The organism is Streptomyces sp. NPDC058620 (assembly GCF_042717135.1).
Lineage (GTDB): Bacteria > Actinomycetota > Actinomycetes > Streptomycetales > Streptomycetaceae > Streptomyces.
This window is the reverse complement of sequence record NZ_JBHXQO010000022.1, coordinates 75,203-100,694: the sequence shown is the minus strand read 5'-3', so window position 1 is coordinate 100,694 and position 25,492 is coordinate 75,203. Positions and strand designations below refer to the sequence as shown.

Below are 25,492 nucleotides of genomic sequence, written 5' to 3'. Positions count from 1 at the left end.
ACCACGCACGGAACCGGCAGCCGCACCGCCGGAACGCGCCTCGCCGCCGGCACCGCCGGCGCCACCCGCGCCGCCCCGGCGGCCACGGCCCCGGCTGCCGGCGCGGAATCCGCCGGACGTCGCGCCCGCGGCGCCCCCGCCCGACCGCGTGCGCGGCTTCGGCTGGGTCGGCTGCGGGACCTCGACGACGATCGCGACGCCGGAGGGCTCGCGAGCCCCCGTGATCCGGGTCAGTTCCTCGTCGCTCGACTTGATGCGGGTGGTACGCGGGGCGATGCCCGCGTCCTGCATCAGCCGGGTCATCTCGCGCTTCTCCTCGGGCAGCACCAGCGTGACGACGCTGCCGGACTCCCCTGCACGAGCCGTGCGCCCGCCGCGGTGGAGGTAGTCCTTGTGATCGGTGGGCGGGTCCACGTTGACGACCAGGTCGAGGTCGTCGACGTGGATGCCTCGGGCCGCCACGTTGGTCGCCACGAGCGCGGTGACCTGGCCGGTCTTGAACTGGTCCAGGGTCCGGTTGCGCTGCGGCTGGGACCGGCCGCCGTGCAGGGCGGCAGCCCGGACACCGCTGGCGAGCAGTCGCTTGGCGAAGCGGTCAGCGGCGCGCTTGGTGTCGACGAACATGATCACGCGGCCCTCGCGGGCGGCGATCTTGAGGGCGACGGCCTTCTTGTCGGTCTCGTCCATGACATGGAGCACGTGGTGCTCCATGGTGGTGACCGCACCGGCGGACGGGTCGACGGAGTGCACGACCGGGTCGGTCAGGAACATCTTGACCAGGCGGTCGATGTTCTTGTCCAGGGTGGCGGAGAACAGCATCCGCTGTCCGTCCGGCTCGACCTGCTTGAGCAGCGCGACGACCTGCGGCATGAAGCCCATGTCGGCCATCTGGTCGGCCTCGTCGAGGACGGTGATCGCGACCTCGTCGAGCCGGCAGTCGCCGCGCTCGATGAGGTCCTTGAGCCGGCCCGGCGTGGCGACGAGCACCTCGGCGCCGCGGCGCAGGGTGCCGGACTGCTTGCTGATCGACATGCCGCCGACGACGGTGGCGAGCCGGAGGTTCACGGACGTCGCGTAGGGCGTGAGGGCGTCGGTGACCTGCTGCGCGAGCTCACGGGTCGGGACGAGGACGAGGGCCAGCGGGGCGCGCGGCTCGGAGCGGCGGCCTGCGGTGCGGGCCAGCAGGGCCAGGCCGAAGGCCAGCGTCTTGCCGGAACCGGTGCGGCCGCGGCCGAGGATGTCCCGGCCTGCCAGCGAGTTCGGCAGGGTGGCGCCCTGGATGGGGAAGGGCTCGGTGACGCCCTGTGCGGTGAGCGTCTTGAGCAGTGCTGCGGGCATGTCCAGCTCGGCGAACGCCTCGACGGCGGGCAGGGCGGGGGTCATGGATTCCGGCAGGGCGAACTCACCCTGGGGAGAGGCGGCGCGGCGCCTGGCAGGTGCCTTGCCGGCTCCCCGGCCGGATGCCTGTGCCTGGGCCGGGCCACGCCCCCTGGTCGGACGGGTGGTGCGGGTGGCCGGTCGGTCCTGGCGTTCGGAGCGGGTCATACGGAATTGCCCTCCTGGGGGATTCCTGGGTTACTGCGGAATGCTGGTGGACTGCTTGATGTGCGCCCCAGGATGCAGCACAAAGCGGGATGTCCCGGAGACAGCACAAACCGGGGCCCGCACCTTCACGGTGCGGGCCCCGGCTGCGAGGTACGCGTCCGGCAATTAGGCCGGGACGATGTTCTCCGCCTGCGGGCCCTTCTGGCCCTGCGTGACGTCGAAGGAGACCTTCTGGCCCTCCTGGAGCTCACGGAAGCCCTGGGTGGCGATGTTGGAGTAGTGGGCGAAGACGTCAGCGCCGCCGCCGTCCTGCTCGATGAAGCCGAAGCCCTTTTCCGAGTTGAACCACTTCACGGTTCCAGTAGCCATGTCGATCTCCTAAAAGAGGTGCAGTGCCGGAAATCCGCACTTTACGAATTCCAAGTCGCCGCATTGAGCCCCACCCGGAGAAAGCCGGAAAACAATAAAGCGCCTGAGGAAGCATTCCCGTCAGGCGCACATAAAGTTCATGGGTACCAAAACTGCAACTGGACCACCGTAGCACGTCCTCTCGTCCGGCGGTGGATCACGCCTCGCGCCGGACGGAAAACTTCGCGCTCAGAGCCGTTCGACGATGGTGACGTTGGCCTGGCCGCCCCCCTCGCACATGGTCTGGAGCCCGTAACGGCCGCCCGTGCGCTCCAGTTCGTGCAGGAGGGTCGTCATCAGTCTGGCGCCGGTCGCGCCGAGGGGATGGCCGAGCGCGATCGCGCCGCCGTTGACGTTGACCCGCTCCGGGTCCGCGCCGGTCTCCTTGAGCCAGGCCAGCACGACGGGTGCGAACGCCTCGTTGATCTCGATGAGGTCGAGGTCGTCGATCGTCATCCCGGCCTTCTTCAGCGCGTACGCGGTGGCCGGGATGGGCGCCGAGAGCATCCGGATCGGGTCCTCCCCGCGCACCGAGAGGTGGTGGACGCGGGCGCGTGGGGTGAGGCCGTGGTCCGCGACGGCGCGCTCGGATGCGATGAGCAGGGCGGCGGCGCCGTCGGAGACCTGGGAGGAGCAGGCCGCGGTGATCGTGCCGCCATCGACGACCGGTTTCAGTCCGGCCATCTTCTCCGGGGTGGTGTCGCGGCGCGGCCCCTCGTCGGTGGTGACGTCTCGGTACGCCACCGTCTCGCGTGCGAAGCGGCCCTCGTCGATGGCGCGGACCGCCCGCCGGTGGGAGGTGAGCGCGAACTCCTCCATGTCGCGGCGGCTGATGCCCCACTTCCCGGCGATCAGCTGGGCGCCGTGGAACTGGTTGACCGGCTGGTCGCCGTACCGGGCACGCCAGCCCTCGCTGCCCGCGTACGGGCCTTGGGTCAGGCCGAGCGGTTCGGCGGCCTGGCGCGAGGCGTAGGCGATGGGGATCTGCGTCATGTTCTGCGTACCGCCGGCGACGACCAGGTCCTGGGTGCCGGAGAGGACTCCCTGGGCGGCGAAGTGGATGGCTTGCTGGGAGGAGCCGCACTGGCGGTCGATGGTGACGCCCGGGACCTCCTCGGGGAGGCCCGCCGCCAGCCAGGCGGTGCGGGCGATGTCCCCGGCCTGGGGTCCGACCGTGTCGAGGCAGCCGAAGACGACGTCCTCGACGGCGGCCGGGTCGATGCCGCTGCGGGCGACGAGCGCCTTGAGGACGTGTGCGCCGAGGTCGGCGGGATGGACGGCGCCGAGCCCTCCGCCGCGCCTGCCGACGGGGGTGCGTACCGCTTCGACGATGTATGCCTCGGCCATGACTGCCGCTCCTCGGGTCTCGGGTGGGTCAGGTGCGCAGGGCGATGCCGTCCAGCACCATCGAGAGGTACTGGCGGGCGATCTCCTCGGGGCTGTGGTGTCCGCCCGGCCGGTACCAGGAGGCCGCGACCCAGACGGTGTCGCGGACGAAGCGGTACGTGAGCCGGATGTCCAGGTCGGCGCGGAAGACGCGGTCGGCGACGCCGCGCTCCAGCGTGCCGAGCCATGCCTTCTCGAACTTCTGCTGCGAGTCGGCGAGGTAGCCGAAGCGCGGCTGGGTGGAGAGGTGCCTGGACTCCTTCTGGTAGATGGCGACGGCGGCACGGTGCCGGTCGATCTCCCGGAAGGACTCGGTGACGAGGGCCTCGATGGTCTCCCTGGGCCCGAGTCCGGCGCCGAGCACGGCGTCGTACCCCTCCCAGAGTTCGTCGAGGAAGGTGGAGAGGATTTCGTCGACCATCGATTCCTTGGAATCGAAGTGGTAGTAGAGGCTGCCCGCGAGCATCCCCGCCTCGTCCGCGATCCTGCGGACGGTGGTGGCGTTGTACCCCTGGGCGGCGAAGACCTCGGCGGCGGTGGCGAGCAGTTCTCGGCGCCGCGCGGGCGAGGGGGTCACCTGGGGCTTCTTCTTGGTAGGCACCCGCCCATTGTCCGCCCGGCGCGCGCCGTGTCAGGCATGTTGGCTGCTGACGGAGACGACTTCGCCCGTCATGTACGAGGAGTAGCCGCTCGCCAGGAAGACGATGACGTTGGCGATCTCCCAGGGTTCGGCGTACCGGCCGAACGCCTCCTTCGTGGTCAGCTCCGCCAGGAGCTCCGCCGAGGTGACCTTCGCCAGGTGCGGGTGCATGGCGAGGCTGGGGGCGACGGCGTTGACGCGGACGCCGTAGGCGGCGGCCTCGACGGCGGCACAGCGGGTGAGCGCCATGACGCCGGCCTTGGCGGCGGCGTAGTGGGCCTGGCCGGTCTGGGCGCGCCAGCCGATCACGGAGGCGTTGTTGACGAGGACGCCGCCGCGGCCCGTCGCCCTGAGGGAGCGCAGGGCGGCGCGGGTGCAGCGGAAGGTGCCGTTCAGGGTGACGTCGAGGACGGTGGACCACTGGTCGTCGGTCATCTCGGTGAGTTCGGCGGTGCCGCCGAGTCCCGCGTTGTTGACGACGATGTCGAGGCCGCCGTGGGTCTGTTCGGCCAGCGCGAAGAGGGCCTGGACCTGGGCCTCGTCGGTGACGTCGCAGGGCAGCGAGGTGACCCGGCCGGGGCCGAACTCCTCGGCGAGGGCCCGCTCGGTCTCCTTGAGGCGCCTGGCGTGGGCGTCGCCGATGACGATCCGTGCGCCCTCCTCCAGGAATCTGCGGGCGGTGGCGCCGCCGATGCCCGCCCCCGCCGCCGCGGTGACGACGGCCGTGCGGCCTGCCAGCAACCGGTGTCCCGGCACGGGTGGCGGCGGGCCCGCACCGGGCCCGTGCCGGTGGGGGCCGTCCGCTGCGTCCCCGGTTTCCGCGTCCTCGACGGTGCTCATGTCCGTACGTTAATCTACCAAACACTTGTTAGGGAAGGATGGCCGATGGATCTGTCGCACACCGCCACGGAGAACGCCTTCCGGGCCGAGGCCCGTGCGTGGCTGCGGGACCGGGTCCCGGCCCGCCCCCTGCCCTCGCTGGAGACCGCCGAGGGGTTCGCCGCCCACCGGGAGTGGGAAGCGCGGCTGTACGCGGACCGCTGGTCGGCCGTCTCCTGGCCGTCCGAGTACGGCGGACGGGGCGCCGACATCTTCATGTGGCTGGCCTTCGAGGAGGAGTACTACGCGGCGGGCGCACCCGGCCGGGTCTCGCAGAACGGCATCAGCCTCCTCGCCCCCACGCTCTTCGACCACGCCACGGCCGGGCAGCGGGCGCGGATCCTGCCGCCGATGGCGAGCGGGGAGGTGATCTGGGCGCAGGCGTGGTCCGAACCGGAATCCGGGTCGGACCTCGCGTCGCTGCGTTCGCGTGCGGTGCGCACGGACGGTGGCTGGCTGCTGTCGGGCCAGAAGACCTGGTCCTCACGTGCCGCGTTCGCCGACCGGGCCTTCGGGATCTTCCGTACGGACCCGGAGGCCGCCAAGCCGCATCACGGGCTGACGTATCTGATGTTCGACCTGTCGGCGCCCGGCGTCACGGTCCGGCCGGTGGGGCGGCTGGACGGCAAGCCGGCGTTCGCCGAGCTCTTCCTGGACGAGGTGTTCGTACCGGACGAGGACATCATCGGGGAGCCGGGCCAGGGCTGGCGGATCGCCATGTCGGCGACGGGCAGCGAGCGGGGGCTCACCCTGCGCTCCCCCGGCCGGTTCCTGGCCGCCGCGGACCGGCTGGCGGAGCTGTGGCGTACGCACGGCGACCCGTCGGACAGCGGGCTGCGGGACCGGGTCGCGGACGCGGTCGTGGGGGCGCGGGCGTACCAGCTGTTCACCTGCGCGTACGCCTCGCGCTTCGCGGCGGGCGACACGATCGGCGCGGAGTCGAGCCTGAACAAGGTGTTCTGGTCGGAGTACGACATCGCGCTCCACGAGACCGCACTGGACCTGCTGGGCCCGCAAGCGGAACTCGTGGACGGCGAGTGGGCGCAGGGGTACGTCTTCGCTCTCGCCGGACCCGTCTACGCGGGGACGAACGAGATCCAGCGGGACATCATCGCCGAGCGGCTGCTCGGCCTGCCGAAGGGGCGGCGCTGATGCGATTCCTTCTCGACGACGAGCAGCGGGAGTTCGCCCGCTCCCTGGACGCGATGCTCACCGCCGCGGGCACGCCTTCGGTGGTACGGGCCTGGGGCGCCGGCGACCACGGGCCCGGTCGCGCCCTGTGGGCGCGGCTCGCCAAGGCGGGGGTGTTCGCCCTGGCGGTTCCGGAGGCGTACGAGGGGGTGGGGCCGCTTCCGGTGGAACTGGCCCTGACCTTCATGGAGTTGGGGCGGCACGCGGCACCGGGTCCGCTGGTGGAGACGGTCGCCGCCTCGGCGCTGCTGAGCGTGGTGGGCGGTTCCCCGGCGAAGGAGTGGCTGCCCCGGCTGGCCTGCGGCACGGCGTCGGCGACCCTGCGCCTGGACGGGCCGTACGCGCTGGACGCGGATGTGGCGGACGCCGTGTTCACGGTGCGCGGGGAGGAGCTGTGGCTCGCGGCCGGGCCGGGGGCGTTCCGTGCGTCGACCGACCCGGCACGGCGGCTGTTCTCGCCGGACCACGGGGGGACGCTGCTCGCCCGTGGGGCGCACGTGGCGGAAGGGGCCCGGATCGCGGCCGACTGGGCGGCGTTCGCGACGGCAGCCCAGGCGGTGGGTGTCGGGGAGGCGTTGCTGCGGTTCACGGTGGAGTACGTGAAGCAGCGGACCCAGTTCGGGGCGGCCATCGGGTCCTTCCAGGCCGTCAAGCACCGGCTGGCCGACACCTTGACCGGTCTGGAGTTCGCCCGGCCGCTGGTCTACGGCGCGGCGGTGTCGCTGGCGGAGGGGGCGGCGCGGGCCGGGGCGGACGTGGCGGCCGCCAAGCTGGCGGCGGGCGGGGCCGCGTACGCCTCGGCCCGCACCGCGCTCCAGCTGCACGGTGCGGTGGGATATACGGAGGAGCTGGACCTCGCGCTGTGGCTGCGGAAGGCGCGGCCGTTGCGGGACGCGTGGGGGACGCCGGGGGTGTGCCGGGCCCGGGTGCTCGCCGGGTGAGCCGGCCGGTTCAGGGCCGTCCGGCGGCCGGCGGCGGGAACGGGGGCGGCGGCATCATGTGGCCGGGTACTCGTCGTTGGTCCGGCGGACCGTGCGCAGGGGGTGGCCAGGGCGCCATACCTGGACGACCAGGGTGTCGCCGCCCTCCAGGCCCGTGTGCACCACCTCCGTCAGGTCCGTCCGGAAGAGGTGGAACGGCTCCGGCGGCTTCGCGTCCTCGATGAAGCGCGCCAGCACCTGCGGATCGGTCACCTCCACCGCGCGGCCGGAGATCCGGACGTCACCGTCCGCCATCTCCGCTCCGGCCCCCGGATTGGCCTGCACCGCGAACCTCGGGTCGCGCCGCAGGTCCAGCGCCTTGCGTGAGTTCGGCATCATGCCGAGCAGCAGCTCATCGAAGCGGAAGTCCACTTCGAGCCCGGTGACCCGGGGCGAGCCGTCCTTGCGGATGGTCGCGAGGACATGGTGCTTGTACAGCTGGAAGCGCTTCTGCACGGTCTCGGCGAACGCCGGTTCCGCCGTTCTGAAATCTGCCCACGAACTCGATGTCATGAGACCAGGAAACACGGGATACCCGACATCTTCTGTCCGGATTTCCGGGAGGTCACCCGGTCGGATGCCTCCCTGCGGCAGACGTGGTGTTGTGCCCCCGCTTCCGCACCCGGGCACAAAAAAAGGGTACCGGGGGCGTAGCGGCTCACCGGCCCCAGTGTCACCACCACCGCGGAGCCCATCGTCCGGAACACGCCCGGGGACCCGCCGGTGGCCAGGACTGCGTCGTAGCGGCCCAGATCGATGTCGGTGCCGTCGAGGGCGGCGCCGTCCTCGAGCGCGAGGGCGAGTACCGCGCCACCGTCCGGCGGCGTCAGGCGGACGGTGCCGCGGACGACGGCGGTCGCGGCCTCCGTACGGCATCTGCGGTACATCACGTTGAAGTTCACGACCGGGCCGCCGAGGAGGTGGCCGACGGTCTCCCGGTCCCCGGGGAAGTCGTACGGCCAGTAGGGCTCGTCCACGATGTGGTGCTCACCGCCCACCATCAGGTCCATCCCCTCGCCCTCGACCACGGTCAGGGTGCGGTCGACTCCCGGGAACACGGAGAACGGCCCGTCCGCGGCCACGTCCGCCAGGCTGATCCGCCAGTCGAAGGCGTACGACCCCGCGCCCTCGGGCCACACGGCGATCTCCCGGGTGACTCCCCCGCCGTTCCTCCACGGCACCGGCGCACGCCCGGCCGCCCTCAGCACGCGGAGCGTCATCGGACGATCCCCTGCGCCGTGGCTGCCGCCAGCCATACCGGGAACTCGGCGACCAGCCGGTCGTACAGCTCCGCGTCGGGGACCTGCCGGGGATCGGCGCCGGCGTGGAAGAAGCCCGCGTTGTCTATGGGGCGCTTGGCGGGTACGGCCAGGTCGTCGAGCCTGTGCAGGAAGTCGAACTGCGAACTCCGCTTGTTGCCGAAGCCGATGAACTGCCAGAACAGCGGCAGCTTCGCCGCCTTGCACAGATAGCGTTCCGCCGCGTGCTTGCTGATCGGGCCGCCGTCCGTCTGGAAGACGACGAGGGCGGGTGCCGTGGAGCCGCTGTCGAGGTAGTGGTCGATGACGGCGTCCATGGCCAGGTGATAGCTGGTCTTTCCCATGTGCCCGAGACCCGCCACGATTCGCTCGACGCGTCCGTGGTGGTCGTCCAGTCCGATGTCGGTGACCGCGTCGATGTCCGTGGAGAAGAACACGACGGGGACGCGGCCGTCGTCGTCGAGCTGGGCCGACAGACCCAGCACCCGGTCGGCCAGCGCCTGGACGCTGCCGTCCTTGTAGTAGTCCTTCATCGAACCGGAGTAGTCGAGGACCAGATAGACCGCCGCGCGGTGGCCCGTCATCCCGTGCTTCTCCAGCGAGGCTCCGGCGCTCTTGTACAGGCTGACGAGCGCGGGCGCCGTCTCCTCCACCTTGCGGAGGCTGATGGCCGGGCCGGGGGCTGGGGGCGAGCCGGTCATGACGGTCTCCGTTCTGCGGTCTGCCGACTTCTGAGGGTAGGTCACGCGGGGACCCGGCCCGCCCGGCTGCCGGCAGCGTTCGCTATCTTGATCGCCGCCGTCCCCACCGGCCCCTTTCCTGTCAGGCGACCCATGAAGGAGCCGGCCATGGAGGCCGCCGCCACCAGGTGCTACCGCCACCCGTCGTACGAGACGTATGTGAGCTGCACCCGCTGCGACCGCTACATCTGCCCCGACTGTATGCGTGAGGCCGCGGTCGGCCATCACTGCGTGGACTGCGTGAAGGAGGGGCAGCGCTCCGTCCGGCGGGCCCGCAGGATCTTCGGTGGCACGGCGTCCATGGCGACGACGCCCGTCGTGACGTACGTCCTGATGGCACTGAACGTCCTCGCGTACGTGGCGGAGGTGGCCGTGCCCTCGCTGGTGGACCGGTTCGCCGTGCTCGGTGCCGTCCTGGTCGACGCTCAGGGCGAGCACTACTACTACGAGGGCGAGGTCTACGCCGGGTACGAGCTGAGCGGGATCGCGGACGGCGAGTGGTACCGGCTGCTGACCGGTGCCTTCCTGCATCTGCCGCCGGATGCCTCGTTCGGTGTGATGCACCTGGTCTTCAACATGCTCGCGCTGTGGAATCTGGGCCGGGGCGTCGAGGGGCAGCTGGGGCGGGCGCGGTATCTGGCGCTCTATCTGCTCTCCGCCGTGGGCGGTTCGGTGCTCGTCCACGTCATCGCGCCGGAGACGGTGACGGTGGGCGCCTCGGGTGCGATCTTCGGTCTCGCGGCGGCGTACTACATCATCAGCCGGCGGCTCGGCCGGGACATGCGAGCCGTGAACCGTATGCTGACCGGCCTGCTGCTCTGGCTGGTCATCTCGGCCGCGTTCACCTCGTGGCAGGGTCACCTCGGCGGGCTGCTGACCGGCGCCCTGGTCACCTGGGCCCTGGCGTACGCACCCGCCAGGTTCAAGACCACCCCGGCGCAGATCGGCGGGGGCCTGATCCTGCTCTGCCTGCTCGCGGTGGTCGTGGCCGCGAAGACCGCCTCGCTGACGGCCGGCGCCTGACGCCACGTACGGCCCCGCCCAGGCCGGGGCGGGGCCGCGGAGCATCTGCCCCCGGACGCGCCACGGCGCCCACCAGAGTCCGGTCGGGGACAAGGCAGGCGCCGCGTTCAGTTCCGCACGCCGTTGTACGGGACGTCTTTGTGTGCCGCGATCAGACCGTCAGTGAACGGTCCGTCGGGCGGATCGGGGCCGGCAGTGCGCTGGTCCCGGTCAGGTATCGGTCCACGCCGCGTGCCGCGGAGCGGCCCTCGGCAATGGCCCAGACGATCAGTGACTGGCCTCGGCCCGCGTCACCGGCGACGTACACGCCGTCGACGTTGGTCGCGTAGTCCTCGTCCCGGGCCACGTTACCCCGCTCGTCGAGGGCGAGGCCGAACTGCTGGACGAGGCCGTTGGCCTGGTCGGTACCGGTGAAGCCCATGGCCAGGGTCACGAGCTGAGCGGGAATCCGCCGCTCGGTCCCGGGCTTCTGCTCCAGCTTACCGCCCTTGAACTCCACCTCGACCAGGTGGAGGGCCTGGACGTTGCCGTCTTCGTCGCCCTCGAAGTGGGTGGTCGAGACGGAGTAGACCCGCTCGCCGCCCTCCTCGTGCGCGGAGGTCACCTTGTAGAGCATCGGGAAGGTCGGCCACGGCTGGTTGGCGTTCCGGTCCTCGCCCGGCCTCGGCATGATCTCCAGCTGGGTGACGGAGGCCGCGCCCTGCCGGTGGGCGGTGCCGACGCAGTCGGCGCCGGTGTCGCCGCCGCCGATGACGACGACGTGCTTGCCCTCGGCGGTGATCGGGGAGACCGTCAGGTCGCCCTCCTGCACCTTGTTGGCGAGCGGCAGGTACTCCATCGCGAAGTGCACGCCGTTCAGCTCACGGCCCGGGACGGGCAGATCGCGCGAGACGGTGGCACCCGCGGCGATGACGACCGAGTCGTAGCGGCGGCGGAGCTTGGCGGCGTCGATGTCCTTGCCGATCTCCACCTCCGTACGGAACTTGGTGCCTTCCGCGCGCATCTGCTCGATGCGGCGGTTGATGTGCGACTTCTCCATCTTGAACTCGGGGATGCCGTAGCGGAGCAGGCCGCCGATGCGGTCGGCGCGCTCGTAGACGACGACCGTGTGGCCTGCCCGGGTCAGCTGCTGGGCGGCGGCCAGACCGGCCGGGCCGGAGCCGATGACGGCCACGGTCTTGCCGGAGAGGCGCTCGGGCGGCTGCGGGGTGACGTCGCCGCTGTCCCACGCCTTGTCGATGATGGAGACTTCGACGTTCTTGATGGTGACGGCCGGCTGGTTGATGCCGAGCACGCACGCCGACTCGCACGGAGCGGGGCACAGACGGCCCGTGAACTCCGGGAAGTTGTTCGTGGCGTGCAGGCGCTCGGACGCCGCCGTCCAGTCCTGGCGGTAGGCGTAGTCGTTCCACTCGGGGATGAGGTTTCCGAGCGGACAGCCGTTGTGGCAGAACGGGATGCCGCAGTCCATGCAGCGGCCGGCCTGCTTGCTGATGATCGGCAGCAGCGAGCCCGGAACGTAGACCTCGTTCCAGTCCTTGACGCGCTCGCCGACGGGGCGGGTCTTGGCGACCTCGCGGCCGGTGGTCAGGAAGCCCTTGGGGTCAGCCATTGGTCGCCGCCTCCATCATCTTCTCGGTGGTCTCCTGCTCGGAGAGACCGGCGAGCTCAGCGGCGTCCTTGGCGGCGAGCACTGCCTTGTAGGCGGACGGGATGATCTTGCTGAAACGGGTGACCGAGGTGTCCCAGTCGGCCAGCAGCTTCTCGGCGACCGTGGAACCGGTCTCCTCCTGGTGGCGGCGCACCACGTCGTGCAGCCACTGCTTGTCGGTGTCGTCGAGCGTCTCGACCGCACCGAGGTTGCCGATGTTGACGTTGTCGCGGTCCAGGTCGATGACGTACGCGACACCGCCGGACATGCCCGCGGCGAAGTTGCGTCCGGTCTCGCCGAGTACGACGGCGTGGCCACCGGTCATGTACTCGCAGCCGTGGTCGCCCACGCCTTCCGAGACGACCGTGGCGCCCGAGTTGCGGACGCAGAACCGCTCTCCGGTCCGGCCGCGCAGGAACAGCTCGCCGCCGGTCGCACCGTAGGCGATGGTGTTGCCCGCGATGGTGGAGTACTCGGCCAGGTGGTCGGCGCCGCGGTCCGGGCGGACGACGATGCGCCCGCCGGAGAGGCCCTTGCCGACGTAGTCGTTGGCGTCGCCCTCCAGGCGCAGCGTCACACCGCGCGGGACGAAGGCGCCGAAGGACTGGCCGGCGGAACCTGTGAAGGTCACGTCGATGGTGTCCTCGGGCAGGCCCGCACCGCCGAACTTCTTGGTGACCTCGTGGCCGAGCATGGTGCCGACCGTCCGGTTGATGTTGCGGATCGCGATCTGCGCCCGGACCGGCTGGGCGGCCTCGGCGCTCTCCGCGCCGAGCGCGTCGGCGGCGAGCTTGATCAGCTCGTTGTCGAGCGCCTTGGTGAGCCCGTGGTCCTGCTCGATGACCTGGTGGCGGACCGCGCCCTCGGGCAGCTCCGGCACGTGGAAGAGGGGCTGCAGGTCGAGGCCCTGTGCCTTCCAGTGCGTGACGGCCCGGTCGGTGTCGAGGAGTTCGGCGTGGCCGACGGCCTCCTCGATCGTACGGAAGCCGAGCCCGGCGAGGATCTCGCGGACCTCCTCGGCGATGAACTCGAAGAAGTTGACGATGTACTCGGCCTTGCCGGAGAACCGGTCGCGCAGGACGGGGTTCTGGGTGGCGATGCCGACCGGACAGGTGTCCAGGTGGCAGACGCGCATCATGACGCAGCCGGACACGACGAGCGGCGCGGTCGCGAAACCGAACTCCTCGGCGCCGAGCAGCGCGGCGATGACGACGTCGCGGCCGGTCTTCAGCTGACCGTCGGTCTGGACGACGATGCGGTCGCGCAGACCGTTGAGGAGCAGGGTCTGCTGGGTCTCGGCGAGGCCGAGCTCCCAGGGGCCGCCCGCGTGCTTGAGCGAGGTGAGCGGGGAGGCGCCCGTGCCGCCGTCGTGGCCGGAGATGAGGACGACGTCCGCGTGGGCCTTGGAGACACCTGCGGCGACCGTGCCGACACCGACCTCGGAGACCAGCTTCACGTGGATGCGGGCCGCCGGGTTGGCGTTCTTGAGGTCGTGGATCAGCTGAGCCAGGTCCTCGATGGAGTAGATGTCGTGGTGCGGCGGCGGGGAGATCAGGCCGACACCCGGGGTGGAGTGCCGGGTCTTGGCGACCCACGGATAGACCTTGTGGCCGGGCAGCTGGCCACCCTCGCCGGGCTTGGCGCCCTGCGCCATCTTGATCTGGATGTCGTCCGCGTTGACCAGGTATTCGCTGGTCACACCGAAGCGGCCGGAGGCGACCTGCTTGATGGACGAGCGGCGCGCCGGGTCGTACAGGCGGTCCGCGTCCTCGCCGCCCTCACCGGTGTTGGACTTGCCGCCCAGCTGGTTCATGGCGATGGCGAGGGTCTCGTGCGCCTCGCCGGAGATCGAGCCGTACGACATGGCGCCGGTGGAGAAGCGCTTGACGATCTCGGAGACGGGCTCGACCTCGTCGATCGGGATCGGCTCGCGGTCCGAGGTGCCGTTCTCGTTGGGGAGGGCGAAGAGGCCGCGGAGCGTCATGAGGCGCTCGGACTGCTCGTTCACCCGGCCCGTGTACTTCTTGAAGATGTCGTACCGGCGGTTGCGGGTGGCGTGCTGGAGGCGGAAGACCGTCTCCGGGTCGAACAGGTGCGGCTCGCCCTCGCGGCGCCACTGGTACTCGCCGCCGATCTCCAGCGCGCGGTGCGAGGCCGCGATGCCGGAGGAGGGGTACGCCTTGGTGTGCCGGGCGGCGACTTCCCTGGCGACGACCTCGAGACCGGCGCCGCCGATCTTGGTCGCGGTGCCGTTGAAGTACTTCCCGACGAACGCCTCGTCCAGGCCGACGGCCTCGAAGACCTGGGCGCCGCGGTAGGAGGCGACGGTCGAGATGCCCATCTTGGACATGACCTTCAGGACGCCCTTGCCGAGCGCGTAGATCAGGTTCCGGATGGCCTGCTCGACCTCGATGCCCTCGATGAACGTGTTGGCGCGGACCAGGTCCTCGACGGACTCCATCGCCAGGTACGGGTTGACCGCGGCGGCGCCGTAGCCGATCAGCAGCGCGACGTGGTGGACCTCGCGGACGTCACCGGCCTCGACCAGCAGCCCCACCTGGGTGCGCTGCTTGGTACGGATGAGGTGGTGGTGAACGGCCGAGGTGAGGAGCAGCGAGGGGATCGGCGCGTGCTCGGCGTCGGAGTGCCGGTCGGAGAGGACGATCAGGCGGGCGCCGTCCTCTATGGCGGCGTCGACCTCGGTGCAGATCGCCTCGATCCGGGCGGCGAGGGCGTCGCCGCCGCCGCTGACCCGGTAGAGACCGGAGAGCGTGGCCGCCTTCATGCCCGGCATGTCGCCGTCGGCGTTGATGTGTATGAGCTTGGCCAGCTCGTCGTTGTCGATCACCGGGAAGGGCAGCGTGACGCTGCGGCATGCGGCGGCGGTCGGCTCCAGGAGGTTGCCCTGCGGGCCGAGCGTGGAGCGCAGCGAGGTGACGAGCTCCTCGCGGATGGCGTCCAGCGGCGGGTTGGTGACCTGGGCGAAGAGCTGGGTGAAGTAGTCGAAGAGCAGCCGGGGGCGCTCGGACAGGGCGGCGATCGGCGAGTCCGTGCCCATGGAGCCGAGCGGCTCGCCCGCGGTGCGGGCCATCGGCGCGAGGATGACGCGGAGCTCTTCCTCGGTGTAGCCGAAGGTCTGCTGGCGGCGGGTGACCGAGGCGTGGGTGTGCACGATGTGCTCGCGCTCGGGGAGGTCGGAGAGCTCGATCTCGCCGGTCTCCAGCCATTCCTGGTACGGCTGCTCGGCGGCGAGGGACGCCTTGATCTCGTCGTCCTCGACGATGCGGTGCTCGGCGGTGTCGACGAGGAACATCTTGCCGGGCTGGAGGCGGCCCTTGCGGACGACCTTGGCGGGGTCGATGTCCAGGACGCCGACCTCGGAGGAGAGGACGACGAGGCCGTCGTCGGTGACCCAGTAGCGGCCGGGGCGCAGACCGTTGCGGTCGAGGACCGCGCCGACCTGGGTGCCGTCGGTGAAGGTGACGCAGGCCGGGCCGTCCCAGGGCTCCATCATCGTGGAGTGGTACTGGTAGAAGGCGCGGCGGGCGGGCTCCATCGAGGCGTGGTTCTCCCATGCCTCGGGGACCATCATCAGCACCGAGTGCGGCAGCGAACGGCCGCCGAGGTGGAGCAGCTCCAGGACCTCGTCGAAGGAGGCCGAGTCGGAGGCGTCCGGGGTGCAGACGGGGAAGATCCGGTCCAGCTGCTCGCTGCCGAAGAGGCTGGAGGCGAGCTGGGACTCGCGGGCCTTCATCCAGTTGCGGTTGCCCTTGACCGTGTTGATCTCGCCGTTGTGCGCGACGAAACGGTACGGGTGGGCGAGCGGCCAGCTCGGGAAGGTGTTGGTGGAGAAGCGCGAGTGGACCAGCGCGACCGCGGTGGCGAAGCGGCGGTCGGAGAGGTCCGGGAAGAACGGCTCCAGCTGCCCGGTCGTGAGCATGCCCTTGTAGACGATCGTGCGCGCGGAGAGGGAGGGGAAGTACACCCCGGCCTCGCGCTCGGCGCGCTTGCGCAGCACGAACGCCTTGCGGTCGAGCACGACGCCGCTGCTCGTGCCGTCGGCGACGACGAGCTGGCGGAACTCGGGCATGGTGATGCGGGCCCCGTTGCCCAGGAGCTCGGGGGTGACCGGGACCTGGCGCCAGCCGAGGACCTTGAGGCCCTCTTCGGCTGCGATCTTCTCGATCTTCCGGACGGACTCGGTGGAGTCGTCCGCGGGCAGGAAGGCGATTCCGACGGCGTAGGAGCCGGCCTCGGGGAGGTCGAAGGCGACCTCTTCCCGCAGGAAGGCGTCCGGAACCTGGAGCAGAATGCCGGCGCCGTCGCCCGAGTCGGGCTCGGATCCTGTGGCGCCGCGGTGTTCGAGGTTGCGCAGTACGGTCAGCGCCTGCTCGACCAGCTCATGGCTGGCCACACCGGTAAGAGTGGCCACGAACCCGACGCCACAGGCGTCGTGCTCGTTACGGGGGTCGTACATCCCCTGCTGGGCGGGGCGACCGTCCATGGGCGACCAGGCGTCGGAACGCATCGGCTCTCCCGTCGTCGTCGTGGCATATGCAGTGCCGAGGGACGACGTTGGCCCTCTGCGAAATTTCGTGCAGGTTACATGATGGAACGCTTCTCAAAAAGCGGATAGTCCGTTCCAGCATGCGGACGCCACAGGGCGTGGCGGAGGTGGGTCGCAGATCGGGGCGGACCGGAATGGTCAGTACCCGGGGAGACCGCAGAGAGTGGGCGTCGTTGCCCGCGTGTCTACGCCTCTTGCCCAGCGGTCAGCTAAACGAAACCGCGAGGTAACGACTACTTATGTGTAGTCCTGTATAGAGACTCATTTTACGTCGTGTGGAGCCGTTCCGCCCAGTGAGGTTCATCAAGACGTATGTCACACCGTCGGCGCATGGGCGACGCCCGCGACACCGGGTAAAGGGCGGCCCGGCCGGACGCCACCGGCCGGGCCGGCGCCGGTCAGCCGCCGACGGCCACGCCGAAGACCATGCCCAGTCCGTACGTGAGCGCGGCGGCGGTGCCACCGAGGACGAGCTGGCGCAGACCGCTGAACCACCAGCTGCGGGCGGTGACCCTGGCCACCACGGCTCCGCAGCCGAAGAGGCCGATCAGGGCGAGCAGCACGGCGGGCCACAGCGCGGTGGCGCCGAGCAGGTAGGGCAGTACGGGCAGCAGCGCGCCGAGTGCGAAGGCGCCGAAGGACGAGACGGCCGCGACGAGCGGCGAGGGCAGGTCGCCGGGGTCGATTCCGAGCTCCTCGCGGGCATGGATCTCCAGCGCCTGCTCCGGGTCCCGGGACAGCTGCCGGGCGACCTCGTGGGCCAGCTGGGGCTCGACCCCGCGGGAGGTGTAGAGCGCCGCGAGTTCCGCCATCTCGTCCTTGGGGTGCTTGCGCAACTCCCGCCGCTCGACGTCGAGTTCGGCCTCGACGAGCTCTCGCTGCGAGGCGACGGAGGTGTATTCGCCTGCCGCCATGGAGAACGCGCCCGCGGCCAGGCCCGCCAGACCGGTGATCACGATGGTCTGCTGCGAGACGGCACCGCCAGCGACACCTGTCATCAGCGCGAGGTTGGATACCAGTCCGTCCATCGCGCCGAACACCGCGGGACGCAGCCAGCCACCGTTCACATCCCGGTGGGTGTGGTTGTCGCGGTGCGCCTCGTGCAGGACGGCATCGGTCTCGATGATGGACACAGCTCTCCCCTTCTCCGAAAGCGGGGTTCCACGTTCCGGCCCCGCCAACACCCTCGAAAGTACGCACGAAAAACGTCTCCCGCCAGCAAGGAAGGCCGTACTTACCTGCCCCGGGAGGCGGTTCGGACCGGCTGTGCGCGAGGGGTCCGCGCCGTCATCCGTGTGGCCCTTTTGTTGCCCCGGGCGGCCTCGCCGGGGCCCTGGCGTGGGACAGATCGCTCAGGTGGTCCCGCCGGTGGCCGCACCGGCGGCGGACGGCCGGGTACGAGCGAAGGGTCGAGGCGATGGAGCTGATTGCAGGCAATCCGGCCGAGCCGCAGGGGGGTGTGGGCGCCGAGGACACGCGGGTGCGTGCGCGAACGGACGGCAGCGCTACCGCCCGACCCGAGTCGGTACGGGGCGACCGGGCCCGTGGCGCGCTGCTCGGTCTCGCCGTGGGCGACGCGCTGGGCGCACCGGCGGAGAATCTCCGCCCCTCCGAGATCCGCCGGCGCTGGGGCCGCATCGAGGGCTTCGTGAGTGAGGACCCGGCGGGCACGGACGACACCGAGTACGCGATCTTCTCGGGGCTCCTGCTCGCCCGGCACGGTTCGGCGCTGACCGTCTCCCACGTGGAGCGGGCCTGGCACCACTGGATCGCCGATCTGGACGAGGGGCCGTTCCGCGGGGCCGGATTCAGTGAGCGCGGCACCCTGGAGAATCTGCGCAGGGGCCTGGCCGCACCGATCTCGGCGCAGCACCGGCACGCCTGGAGCGACGGTCTCGCCATGCGGGCGGCGCCGTTCGGGGTGTTCGCAGCGGGCAGGCCGTCGGAGGCGGCCCGGCTGGTGGCGGTGGACGGCGGGGTGAGCCACGACGGGGAGGGCATCTACGGCGGACAGGCGGTCGCGGCCGGGGTGGCCGCCGCGATGGTGGGGTCCGGGCTCGCGTCCGTGATCGCCGCCGCGCTGTCCGTCGTGCCGATGGACTCCTGGACGGCGCGGTCGCTGCGGCGCGCGGTGTCCGCCGCGCAGCGGTCGTATCCCGACCGGCTGACGATGGAGCGTGCGGTGCGTTCCGCGGTGGTGATCGGCGGGTATCCGTGGACGGATCTGGCGCCCGAGGCGGTGGGCCTGGCCTTCGGCGCGTTCACCGCGGCGCGCGGCGACTTCCGTACGGCGGTGCTGACGGCCGTCAACATGGGCCGCGACGCGGACACCACGGCCGCGGTGGCGGGGGCCCTGGCCGGGGCGCTGAACGGGGCGTCGGCGATCCCGCAGGACTGGGGCGCGGCGATCGGCCCGGTACGCGGCAGTTGTCTGCCGTCGATGCGGGGCTACCACGTACTGGACATCGCCGGACTCCTGACCCCGGACGAGGCGGACGAGGCGGACGAGGCGCCCCAGACGCACCCCTTCGGCACGACCCGGCCCACCGGCGAACAGGGAACACGACGATGACGACAGCCCAGCCCTCGGCATCTCCCCGGCCGGTGCCCGTGGACGTACCCCGGACGAAGGGCGCGCCCGGGCGGCGGGCCCGGATCGAAGGGCTGCTGCTCGGCCTGGCGGCGGGGGACGCGGCGGGCTGGCCCGCGGCGCGGCACCGGGCGGCCCGGATGCCGGAGTGGACGCGCCGGCTGACCCGCGAGCTCGACACCTTCGCCGAGCAGAACGCCACGACCACGCTGCCTGTCCCGATCGCCCTGAACCAGCCGCCCGAACCGCTCCGGCTCGGGCCGTCCGACGATGCCGAGTGGGCCGCCTTCGCGGCCCGTACCGTGCTGGCCGCCGCGGCCGACCGCGGGCTCGGGCTCTCCGGCGAGCGCCGGATGCGCGATGCCATCGACCGCGCCTGGAACGCCCTGGCCGCGAAGGTCGCCGAGGCGGGCGCCCGTGCGCCCGAGGTCGAGGCCGCCGTACTCCCCCTCCGGGCCCGGATCTCCGTACGGGCCGGGCTCGGCAATCTGGCCGCCGGGCTGCGTCCCCCCGCCACCGGGCACGACAACCCGCACTACTTCGACGACGCCGCCTGCGTACGCGCCGCCGTCCTCGCGGTCGTCCATCCCGGCGACCCGGCCGCCGCTGCCGCGCTCGCCGAGTTCGACGCCCGGTACACCCAGGACGGTGACGGGGTGCACGGCGCCCGTGCCATCGCCGCCGCGATCGCCGAGGCCCTCGGGGGGTCCGACGTCGACACCGTGGTGGACGCGGCGCTCGCCGAGCTCCCCGAGGGCACCGAGATCGCCCGCAACGCCGCGCACGCCGTCCGGATCGCCCGGGAGTTCGCCGGCGAGCCGGCGGGCGCGTTCGCCCTGGTCCCCGTGCTGGAGCACCAGATCGTCGACCACGTCTACAGCTACGGGATCGCCGCGGCCGAGACCGTGCCGGTCGCCCTCGCCCTGACCACCGCTGCTCGGGGCGAGCTGGCGCAGGCGGTCCCCTCGGCAGCCTGCCTCTCGCGGGTCGCGGACTCCGCTCCCGCTCTCGCCGGGGCACTGACCGGCGCACTCGGTGGAAGCGCCACCGTGCCCGCGGGCTGGCGCGAGGCGTGCCGCACGCTCGCGGGGTGTGCGCTCCCCCGTTTCGCGGGCACCGATCTCATCGAACTCGCCGGACTCCTGGCAGACACGGAACCGGCCACCCCGGGTGGACAATTCCGACATGACGCCCACAACATCCACGACATCCACCGCACCCACCACCCTGACCCTCGATGAACGGATCACCGGCGCGCTCGTCGGCGCCGCCGTCGGCGACGCGCTCGGCGGCCCGGTCGAGGGCTGGACCCCGGAACAGATCGCCGAACGCCACGGTGGCCGGATCAACGGCATCGTGGGCCCCTGGTACGGCGAGGACTGGCGCACCGCCCGCCCCATCGCTCCGTACCACAAGGGCGACGGGCACATCACCGACGACACCTTGATGACCCACGCTCTGGTACGGGTCTACGACACCGTGCGCGACCACCTCGACGCGTACTCCGTCGCGGACCACCTCGTACCGGACCTGATCTCCAACCCCCGCTGGATTCCGGAGCTGGAGGCCGAGGCGCTCCCCCTCCAGCGGATCTTCCTCGCCGAGAAGTGGATCGTGGCGCGGCTGCACTACGGGCACGTCGACCCGCGCGAGGCGGGCTCCGGAAACATCGTCAACTGCGGGGCCGCGATGTACATGGCGCCCGCCGGGCTGGTCAACGCCGCCCACCCCGAGGCCGCGTACGCCGAGGCGCTGGACATCGCGGGCGCGCACCAGTCCTCGTACGGTCGGGAGGCGGCCGGAGTCTTCGCGGCGGCCGTCGCCGCCGCGTGCGCGCCGGGCGCCACCCCGTCCACCGTCGTCGACGCCTGCCTGGCGCTCGCCAAGGACGGGACACGCGCGGCGATCGAGGCGGTGTGCGAAGCCGCCGCCGGACACAGCGACTTCGAGTCCGCGCTGGTCCCCCTGCGGACCGCGGTCGCCCCCTTCGACACGGTGGGCCCGGACTACCGCGCCCCCTCCCTCGGCGCCCGCCGCCCCTCCCGGCTGCACGCCATCGAGGAGCTGCCGATCGCGCTCGGCATGCTGCTCGTGGCCGACGGCGACTACCGGCACGCGGTCCTCGGCTCGGTCAACTACGGTCGCGACTGCGATTCCATCGCCACCATGAGCGGCGCGCTGGCGGGCGCGCTCCACGGCGAACGGCCCATCCCCGCCGCCTGGGTGAAGACGGTCGCCGAGGCCAGCCGCCTCGATCTGCACACCCCCGCCAGGACCCTGACCGGAGTCGCCCGGGAGATCTTCGTACGGGACACCGCCCGGCGCCGCGCACACGAGTCGGCCTTCGCGACCCTGGCCGGCTCCCGGTGAACGTACGCGTGACCTGGGTGCAGCCCGAGGACCTGGTCGGACACGAACTGCGCCAGGCGGCCCAGGACGGCCGGGACGCGCGGGACATCGAGCGCCGCTGGTACGAGGCGGGCGGCGCCCCCGCCCCCGAACGCGCCGGTGCGTCGGAACCCCCCGCGCCGCCCCGCCTGCGCGCACTCGCCGAGCGGCTGCTCGACGAACTGGCCGAGCTCACCTCACCATGGGCCGATGACGAACCGACCGGGCTGTCGGCGATCCGGGCGTCCTGCCCGCGCTGGCCCGCCCCCCGCGCGGAGCGTGCCCTCGTCGAGCCCGACCGGCTGCACGCCGCCTGGCTGGGCCGGGCCGCGGGCTGCCTGCTCGGCAAGCCCGTCGAGAAACTGCCGCTCGCCGGTATCCGCGCCCTGGCCGGCGCAGCCGGGAACTGGCCGCTCACCACCTGGTTCACCGCGAAGGGTCTGCCGCCCGAGCTGCTGTCCGCGTACCCGTGGAACCGCCGGTCCGCTCCCACCTCCCTCGCCGAGAACATCGACGGCATGCCCGAGGACGACGACCTCAACCACCCCCTGCTCACCCTGCTGTTGCTGCAACGTCACGGGCGCTCCTTCACCACGGCCGACCTCGGCCGGCTGTGGCTCGACGAAGTCCCGGCGGGCCGCGTCTTCACCGCCGAGCGGGTCGCGTACCGCAATCTGCTCGACGGCGTGGAACCGCCGGTCACCGCCCGGTACCGCAACCCGTTCCGGGAGTGGATCGGTGCCCAGATCCGCGCCGACGTGCACGGCTGGACCCACCCCGGCGACCCGGCCGCCGCCGCCGCACAGGCGCACCGGGACGCCGCGCTCACCCACACCGCCAACGGGGTGTACGGGGCCATGTTCACGGCCGCCGCCCTCGCCGAGGCGGCCGGGGGCGAGACCGACGTGCACGGCTGCCTGGCGGTGGGACTACGGGTGGTGCCGCCCCGCTCCCGGTACGCGCGCGCGGTGCGCCTCGGCATCGAAGCGGCCCGCGCCGAACCGGACTTCGACCAGGTCGTCGACCGGCTCCACGCCACCTACGCGGACACCCACCACTGGGTGCACGTGCTGCCCAACGCCGCGCTGCTGGCCGCGGCCCTCACCCACGCCGACGGGGACTTCGGCCGTTCCATCGGGTGTGCGGTGTCCGGCGGCTGGGACACCGACTCGAACGGCGCCACCGCCGGTTCGCTCGCGGGACTCCTGGCCGGGCGGCCCACCGCGCTCCCCGCCGACTGGACCGCCCCGCTCAAGAACCGCCTCGCCACGTCCGTCCCGGGTTTCGACTCCATCGGCTTCGACACGCTCGCTGATCTGACCTACCAGGAGGTACTGCGCCCATGACCGGTATCGCGGTGCTCGGCAGCACCAATATGGACCTAGTGGCCTACGTCGCACGGGCTCCCGGGCGCGGTGAGACCGTGACCGGAAGGGAGTTCCGGACGATTCCCGGCGGCAAGGGCGCCAACCAGGCCGTCGCCGCCGCGCGGGCGGGCGGTGAGGTGGTGATGATCGGCGCGGTCGGCGACGACGCGTACGGGGCCGCGCTCCGCGCCGGCCTGGAGCACTCGGGGGTCTGCACCGATCTCCTGCACACCGCGGAGGGACCCAGCGGCACCGCCCACATCGTCGTGGACGACGAGGGCGGCAACGCGATCGTGGTGATCCCCGGCGCCAACGGCACCATGACCGCGCTCGGCCCCGGCGAGAGGGCCGCCATCGCCGCCGCCGACCTGCTGCTCCTCCAGCTCGAACTCCCGCTGTCCGCAGTGGTCGAGGGCGCCAGGGCGGCCCGTGCCCAGGGCGTACGGACGATCCTCACGCCCTCCCCCGTGCAACTTCTCCCGGACGAACTCCTCGACTGCGTAGACCTGTTGATCCCCAACGAGCACGAGGCCGCCGCACTCGCCGGTGTCTCCGAGCCGCAGTCCGCGGCCGAGGTGCTGCTCCGCCACGTCCCGGAGGTCGTCATCACCCTCGGTGCGAAGGGCTGCCTGTACGCGGCCCGGGGCAGCGAGCCCCTGCACCTCCCCGCCCCGGGTGTCACGGCCGTCGACACCACCGGCGCCGGGGACACCTTCGTCGGCACCCTGGCCGTGGCGCTCGGCGAGGGCAGGCCCGTACCGGAGGCGCTGGTCCGGGCCTCGTCGGCCGCGGCCCTCTGCGTGCAGAAGCCGGGCGCATCGACCTCCATGCCGTACCGCAGCGAGATCGATGCCGCATGAGCACTCCTGCGACCACACCCCTCGCCGGCCTGCGCGTCCTGGACCTCGCGACGCTCTTCGCAGGCCCTCTCGCGGCCACCATGCTCGGTGACTTCGGCGCCGAGGTGATCAAGGTCGAACATCCGCTCAGGCCCGACCCCTCGCGCGGGCACGGCCCGGCGAAGGACGGCATCGGCCTGTGGTGGAAGCTCCTCGGCCGCAACAAGCGCAATCTCACCCTCGACCTGTCCAGCCCGGGCGGCCGTGACGTCCTGCTGAAGCTGGCCGCGGAGAGCGACGTCGTCATCGAGAACTTCCGGCCCGGCACCCTGGAACGCTGGGGCGTCGGCCCGGCGGAACTGCACGCGGTGAACCCGCGCCTGGTCCTGGCGAGAGTCACCGGCTTCGGCCAGTTCGGTCCGTACTCCCACCGTCCCGGCTTCGGCACGCTCGCGGAGGCGATGAGCGGCTTCGCGGCGATCACCGGCGAACCGGACGGCCCGCCGACCCTGCCGCCGTTCGGCCTCGCCGACTCGATCGCCGCGCTCGCCACCGCGTACGCCGTGATGACGGCGCTCGCCGGACGGGACCGGACCGGACAGGGCCAGATCGTCGACATGGCGATCATCGAGCCGATCCTGACGGTCCTGGGCCCTCAGCCGCTCTGGTACGACCAGCTCGGCTACGTACAGGAGCGCACCGGCAACCGCTCCCGCAACAACGCCCCGCGCAACACCTACCGCACGTCCGATGGCCACTGGGTCGCGGTCTCCACCTCGGCCCAGTCGATCGCCGAGCGCGTGATGCGCCTGGTGGGCCGCCCCGAACTGATCGACGAGCCGTGGTTCGCCGCCGGGACGACCCGCGCCGAGCACACCGAGGAACTGGACGAGGCGGTCGGCAACTGGATCGCCCGGCACACCCGCGAGGACGCGGTCTCCGCGTTCGAGAAGGCGGAGGCGGCCATCGCCCCCATCCATGACGTACGGGATGTGATGGAGGACCCGCAGTACCGGGCCCTCGACTCGATCACCGAGGTCGACGACCCCGAGCTGGGCCCGCTGCGCATGCAGAACGTCCTGTTCCGCCTCTCGGAGACGCCCGGTTCGATCCGCTGGGCCGGCCGCCCGCACGGAGCGGACACCGAGGAGATCCTCGATGAACTCGGCCTCTCGGCACCACAGATCGCGGCCCTGCGCTCGGAGGGCGCCCTGTGACCACCGCGGTACCCCTGACCTGGCTGTACGTCCCCGGTGACCGGCCGGAGGTGGTGAACAAGGCCCTCGGTTCGGGCGCGGACGTGGTCATCGTCGACCTGGAGGACGCGGTCGCTCCCGAGCGGAAGGAGTACGCGCGGACGGCCGTCGCCGAACTCCTCACCGAACCGGCGGCGGCGGACGCGGCACCGGTGCACGTCCGGGTCCACGGCGAGGACGACGTACGGGCCCTCGCGGGACTGCCGGGCCTCTCCGGGCTCCGGCTCCCCAAGATCACGCATGCCGCGAGCGTCCATCACCTGGCGGCGCTGGCACCGGGCGTCCCGCTCTACCCGCTCCTGGAGTCGGCGCTCGCCGTCGAGCACGCGTACACCATCGCCTCCGCCCATCACGCGGTGCGGGGCATCGCACTGGGTGAGGCGGACCTCCGGGCGGACCTGGGGGTACGGGACGACGCCGGGCTCGACTGGTCGCGCAGCCGGATCGTGGTCGCGGCGCGTGCGGCCGGGCTCGTCCCGCCCGTCCAGTCGGTGTTCCCGGACGTCCGGGACCTGGACGGCCTGTGGTCGTCGTGCGCCCGCGGCCGGTCCCTGGGGCTGTGGGGCCGGGCGGCGATCCACCCCCGCCAACTGCCGGTCATCGAGCGGGCGTTTCGGCCCACGGCGCAGGAGGTCGAGGCCGCCGAGGAGGTCGTGGCGGCGGCCCTGCTGGACGCGGGCGCGCAGGCGCTGCCGGACGGCAGATTCGTGGACGCGGCGGTGGTCGCCTCCGCGCGGCGGACCCTGACGCTGGCCGGACGGGCATGAGAAAACGCCGTACGGG

General features: G+C 71.8%; 20 protein-coding genes and 1 pseudogene. 10 read left to right on the top strand and 11 right to left on the bottom strand.

Annotation, left to right across the window (positions count from 1 at the left end):
- From ACFWSK_RS21310 to ACFWSK_RS21290, 5 genes are all read right to left on the bottom strand, one after another.
- The coding region (locus ACFWSK_RS21310; RefSeq protein WP_383788441.1) for a DEAD/DEAH box helicase at nt 1-1,545 on the bottom strand (1,545 nt) is incomplete at its 3' end.
- 165 nt (nt 1,546-1,710) lie between these two features.
- Nucleotides 1,711-1,914, bottom strand: a complete 204-nt coding sequence (locus tag ACFWSK_RS21305; RefSeq protein ID WP_015607926.1) for a cold-shock protein — start codon at nt 1,912-1,914, stop codon at nt 1,711-1,713.
- A gap of 228 nt (nt 1,915-2,142) precedes the next feature.
- A complete protein-coding gene (locus ACFWSK_RS21300) occupies nt 2,143-3,300 on the bottom strand; it encodes an acetyl-CoA C-acetyltransferase (RefSeq protein ID WP_383788439.1) in 1,158 nt (385 codons plus the stop codon).
- 28 nt (nt 3,301-3,328) lie between these two features.
- Complete coding sequence (locus ACFWSK_RS21295; RefSeq protein WP_383788437.1) at nt 3,329-3,940, bottom strand: TetR/AcrR family transcriptional regulator; 612 nt, start codon at nt 3,938-3,940, stop codon at nt 3,329-3,331.
- A 30-nt stretch (nt 3,941-3,970) separates the two neighbouring features.
- The gene (locus ACFWSK_RS21290; RefSeq protein WP_383788436.1) at nt 3,971-4,819 is read right to left on the bottom strand and encodes an SDR family oxidoreductase; all 849 of its coding nucleotides are present in this window, start codon (nt 4,817-4,819) and stop codon (nt 3,971-3,973) included.
- Between the two features lie 45 nt (nt 4,820-4,864).
- On the opposite strand from ACFWSK_RS21290, the gene ACFWSK_RS21285 reads away from it, so the two are divergent.
- Together ACFWSK_RS21285 and ACFWSK_RS21280 are read left to right on the top strand one after the other, a co-directional pair.
- Nucleotides 4,865-6,010, top strand: a complete 1,146-nt coding sequence (locus ACFWSK_RS21285; RefSeq protein WP_383788433.1) for an acyl-CoA dehydrogenase family protein — start codon at nt 4,865-4,867, stop codon at nt 6,008-6,010.
- Nucleotides 6,010-6,990, top strand: a complete 981-nt coding sequence (locus tag ACFWSK_RS21280; protein ID WP_383788431.1) for an acyl-CoA dehydrogenase family protein — start codon at nt 6,010-6,012, stop codon at nt 6,988-6,990. The genes ACFWSK_RS21285 and ACFWSK_RS21280 overlap by 1 nt, the downstream gene beginning before the upstream one ends.
- 54 nt (nt 6,991-7,044) lie before the next feature.
- Here ACFWSK_RS21280 and ACFWSK_RS21275 read toward each other — a convergent pair whose 3' ends face one another.
- The 3 genes and pseudogenes from ACFWSK_RS21275 to ACFWSK_RS21265 all read right to left on the bottom strand — a co-directional run bounded on the left by ACFWSK_RS21275 (nt 7,045) and on the right by ACFWSK_RS21265 (nt 8,989).
- Nucleotides 7,045-7,542, bottom strand: a complete 498-nt coding sequence (locus ACFWSK_RS21275) for a pyridoxamine 5'-phosphate oxidase family protein (RefSeq protein ID WP_383788428.1) — start codon at nt 7,540-7,542, stop codon at nt 7,045-7,047.
- A gap of 146 nt (nt 7,543-7,688) precedes the next feature.
- A pseudogene (locus tag ACFWSK_RS21270) lies at nt 7,689-8,249 on the bottom strand (HutD family protein); the annotation flags it as partial.
- Nucleotides 8,246-8,989, bottom strand: a complete 744-nt coding sequence (locus ACFWSK_RS21265; RefSeq protein ID WP_383788426.1) for a vWA domain-containing protein — start codon at nt 8,987-8,989, stop codon at nt 8,246-8,248. The gene ACFWSK_RS21265 and the pseudogene ACFWSK_RS21270, both read right to left, overlap by 4 nt.
- 147 nt (nt 8,990-9,136) lie before the next feature.
- Between ACFWSK_RS21265 and ACFWSK_RS21260 the strand changes: the two genes are divergently transcribed.
- The gene (locus tag ACFWSK_RS21260) at nt 9,137-10,051 is read left to right on the top strand and encodes a rhomboid family intramembrane serine protease (protein ID WP_383788423.1); all 915 of its coding nucleotides are present in this window, start codon (nt 9,137-9,139) and stop codon (nt 10,049-10,051) included.
- A gap of 151 nt (nt 10,052-10,202) precedes the next feature.
- On the opposite strand, the gene ACFWSK_RS21255 is transcribed toward ACFWSK_RS21260, so the two are convergent.
- The 3 genes from ACFWSK_RS21255 to ACFWSK_RS21245 all read right to left on the bottom strand — a co-directional run bounded on the left by ACFWSK_RS21255 (nt 10,203) and on the right by ACFWSK_RS21245 (nt 17,402).
- Nucleotides 10,203-11,663 (bottom strand): glutamate synthase subunit beta, encoded by a 1,461-nt coding sequence (locus ACFWSK_RS21255; RefSeq protein WP_383788420.1) that lies wholly within the window; start codon nt 11,661-11,663, stop codon nt 10,203-10,205.
- A complete protein-coding gene (gene gltB / locus ACFWSK_RS21250) occupies nt 11,656-16,230 on the bottom strand; it encodes a glutamate synthase large subunit (protein WP_383788417.1) in 4,575 nt (1,524 codons plus the stop codon). Before gltB ends, ACFWSK_RS21255 begins: the two co-directional genes overlap by 8 nt.
- Nucleotides 16,231-16,667: 437 nt before the next feature.
- Nucleotides 16,668-17,402: a VIT1/CCC1 transporter family protein gene (locus ACFWSK_RS21245; RefSeq protein WP_383788415.1), complete on the bottom strand. Its 735-nt coding sequence runs from the start codon at nt 17,400-17,402 to the stop codon at nt 16,668-16,670.
- A 284-nt stretch (nt 17,403-17,686) separates the two neighbouring features.
- Between ACFWSK_RS21245 and ACFWSK_RS21240 the strand changes: the two genes are divergently transcribed.
- The 7 genes from ACFWSK_RS21240 to ACFWSK_RS21210 are packed head-to-tail and all read left to right on the top strand — an operon-like array spanning nt 17,687 to nt 25,476.
- The gene (locus ACFWSK_RS21240) at nt 17,687-18,841 is read left to right on the top strand and encodes an ADP-ribosylglycohydrolase family protein (protein ID WP_383788412.1); all 1,155 of its coding nucleotides are present in this window, start codon (nt 17,687-17,689) and stop codon (nt 18,839-18,841) included.
- Nucleotides 18,838-20,100: an ADP-ribosylglycohydrolase family protein gene (locus ACFWSK_RS21235; RefSeq protein WP_383788409.1), complete on the top strand. Its 1,263-nt coding sequence runs from the start codon at nt 18,838-18,840 to the stop codon at nt 20,098-20,100. The genes ACFWSK_RS21240 and ACFWSK_RS21235 overlap by 4 nt, the downstream gene beginning before the upstream one ends.
- Nucleotides 20,045-21,229, top strand: a complete 1,185-nt coding sequence (locus ACFWSK_RS21230; protein ID WP_383788406.1) for an ADP-ribosylglycohydrolase family protein — start codon at nt 20,045-20,047, stop codon at nt 21,227-21,229. The genes ACFWSK_RS21235 and ACFWSK_RS21230 overlap by 56 nt, the downstream gene beginning before the upstream one ends.
- Entirely contained in the window at nt 21,226-22,593 is a 1,368-nt protein-coding gene (locus tag ACFWSK_RS21225) for an ADP-ribosylglycohydrolase family protein (RefSeq protein WP_383788403.1), read from the top strand. Before ACFWSK_RS21230 ends, ACFWSK_RS21225 begins: the two co-directional genes overlap by 4 nt.
- Entirely contained in the window at nt 22,590-23,474 is an 885-nt protein-coding gene (gene rbsK, locus ACFWSK_RS21220) for a ribokinase (RefSeq protein WP_383788400.1), read from the top strand. Before ACFWSK_RS21225 ends, rbsK begins: the two co-directional genes overlap by 4 nt.
- Nucleotides 23,471-24,670 carry a CaiB/BaiF CoA transferase family protein gene (locus ACFWSK_RS21215; RefSeq protein WP_383788397.1) on the top strand — a complete coding sequence of 400 codons (1,200 nt, stop codon included), beginning with the start codon at nt 23,471-23,473 and terminating at the stop codon, nt 24,668-24,670. Before rbsK ends, ACFWSK_RS21215 begins: the two co-directional genes overlap by 4 nt.
- Nucleotides 24,667-25,476 (top strand): HpcH/HpaI aldolase/citrate lyase family protein, encoded by an 810-nt coding sequence (locus ACFWSK_RS21210; protein ID WP_383788395.1) that lies wholly within the window; start codon nt 24,667-24,669, stop codon nt 25,474-25,476. The genes ACFWSK_RS21215 and ACFWSK_RS21210 overlap by 4 nt, the downstream gene beginning before the upstream one ends.
- Nucleotides 25,477-25,492: the final 16 nt, after the last annotated feature.

Excerpts from the sequence above, each read along its gene's own strand:
- ACFWSK_RS21305 (WP_015607926.1), bottom strand. The coding sequence starts at position 1,914 with ATGGCTACTGGAACCGTGAAGTGGTTCAACTCGGAAAAGGGCTTCGGC.
- ACFWSK_RS21300 (WP_383788439.1), bottom strand. The coding sequence starts at position 3,300 with ATGGCCGAGGCATACATCGTCGAAGCGGTACGCACCCCCGTCGGCAGG.
- ACFWSK_RS21290 (WP_383788436.1), bottom strand. The coding sequence starts at position 4,819 with ATGAGCACCGTCGAGGACGCGGAAACCGGGGACGCAGCGGACGGCCCC.
- ACFWSK_RS21285 (WP_383788433.1), top strand. The coding sequence starts at position 4,865 with ATGGATCTGTCGCACACCGCCACGGAGAACGCCTTCCGGGCCGAGGCC.
- ACFWSK_RS21280 (WP_383788431.1), top strand. The coding sequence starts at position 6,010 with ATGCGATTCCTTCTCGACGACGAGCAGCGGGAGTTCGCCCGCTCCCTG.
- ACFWSK_RS21275 (WP_383788428.1), bottom strand. The coding sequence starts at position 7,542 with ATGACATCGAGTTCGTGGGCAGATTTCAGAACGGCGGAACCGGCGTTC.
- ACFWSK_RS21265 (WP_383788426.1), bottom strand. The coding sequence starts at position 8,989 with ATGACCGGCTCGCCCCCAGCCCCCGGCCCGGCCATCAGCCTCCGCAAG.
- ACFWSK_RS21260 (WP_383788423.1), top strand. The coding sequence starts at position 9,137 with ATGGAGGCCGCCGCCACCAGGTGCTACCGCCACCCGTCGTACGAGACG.
- ACFWSK_RS21255 (WP_383788420.1), bottom strand. The coding sequence starts at position 11,663 with ATGGCTGACCCCAAGGGCTTCCTGACCACCGGCCGCGAGGTCGCCAAG.
- gltB (WP_383788417.1), bottom strand. The coding sequence starts at position 16,230 with ATGCGTTCCGACGCCTGGTCGCCCATGGACGGTCGCCCCGCCCAGCAG.
- ACFWSK_RS21240 (WP_383788412.1), top strand. The coding sequence starts at position 17,687 with ATGGAGCTGATTGCAGGCAATCCGGCCGAGCCGCAGGGGGGTGTGGGC.
- ACFWSK_RS21235 (WP_383788409.1), top strand. The coding sequence starts at position 18,838 with ATGACGACAGCCCAGCCCTCGGCATCTCCCCGGCCGGTGCCCGTGGAC.
- ACFWSK_RS21230 (WP_383788406.1), top strand. The coding sequence starts at position 20,045 with ATGACGCCCACAACATCCACGACATCCACCGCACCCACCACCCTGACC.
- rbsK (WP_383788400.1), top strand. The coding sequence starts at position 22,590 with ATGACCGGTATCGCGGTGCTCGGCAGCACCAATATGGACCTAGTGGCC.
- ACFWSK_RS21215 (WP_383788397.1), top strand. The coding sequence starts at position 23,471 with ATGAGCACTCCTGCGACCACACCCCTCGCCGGCCTGCGCGTCCTGGAC.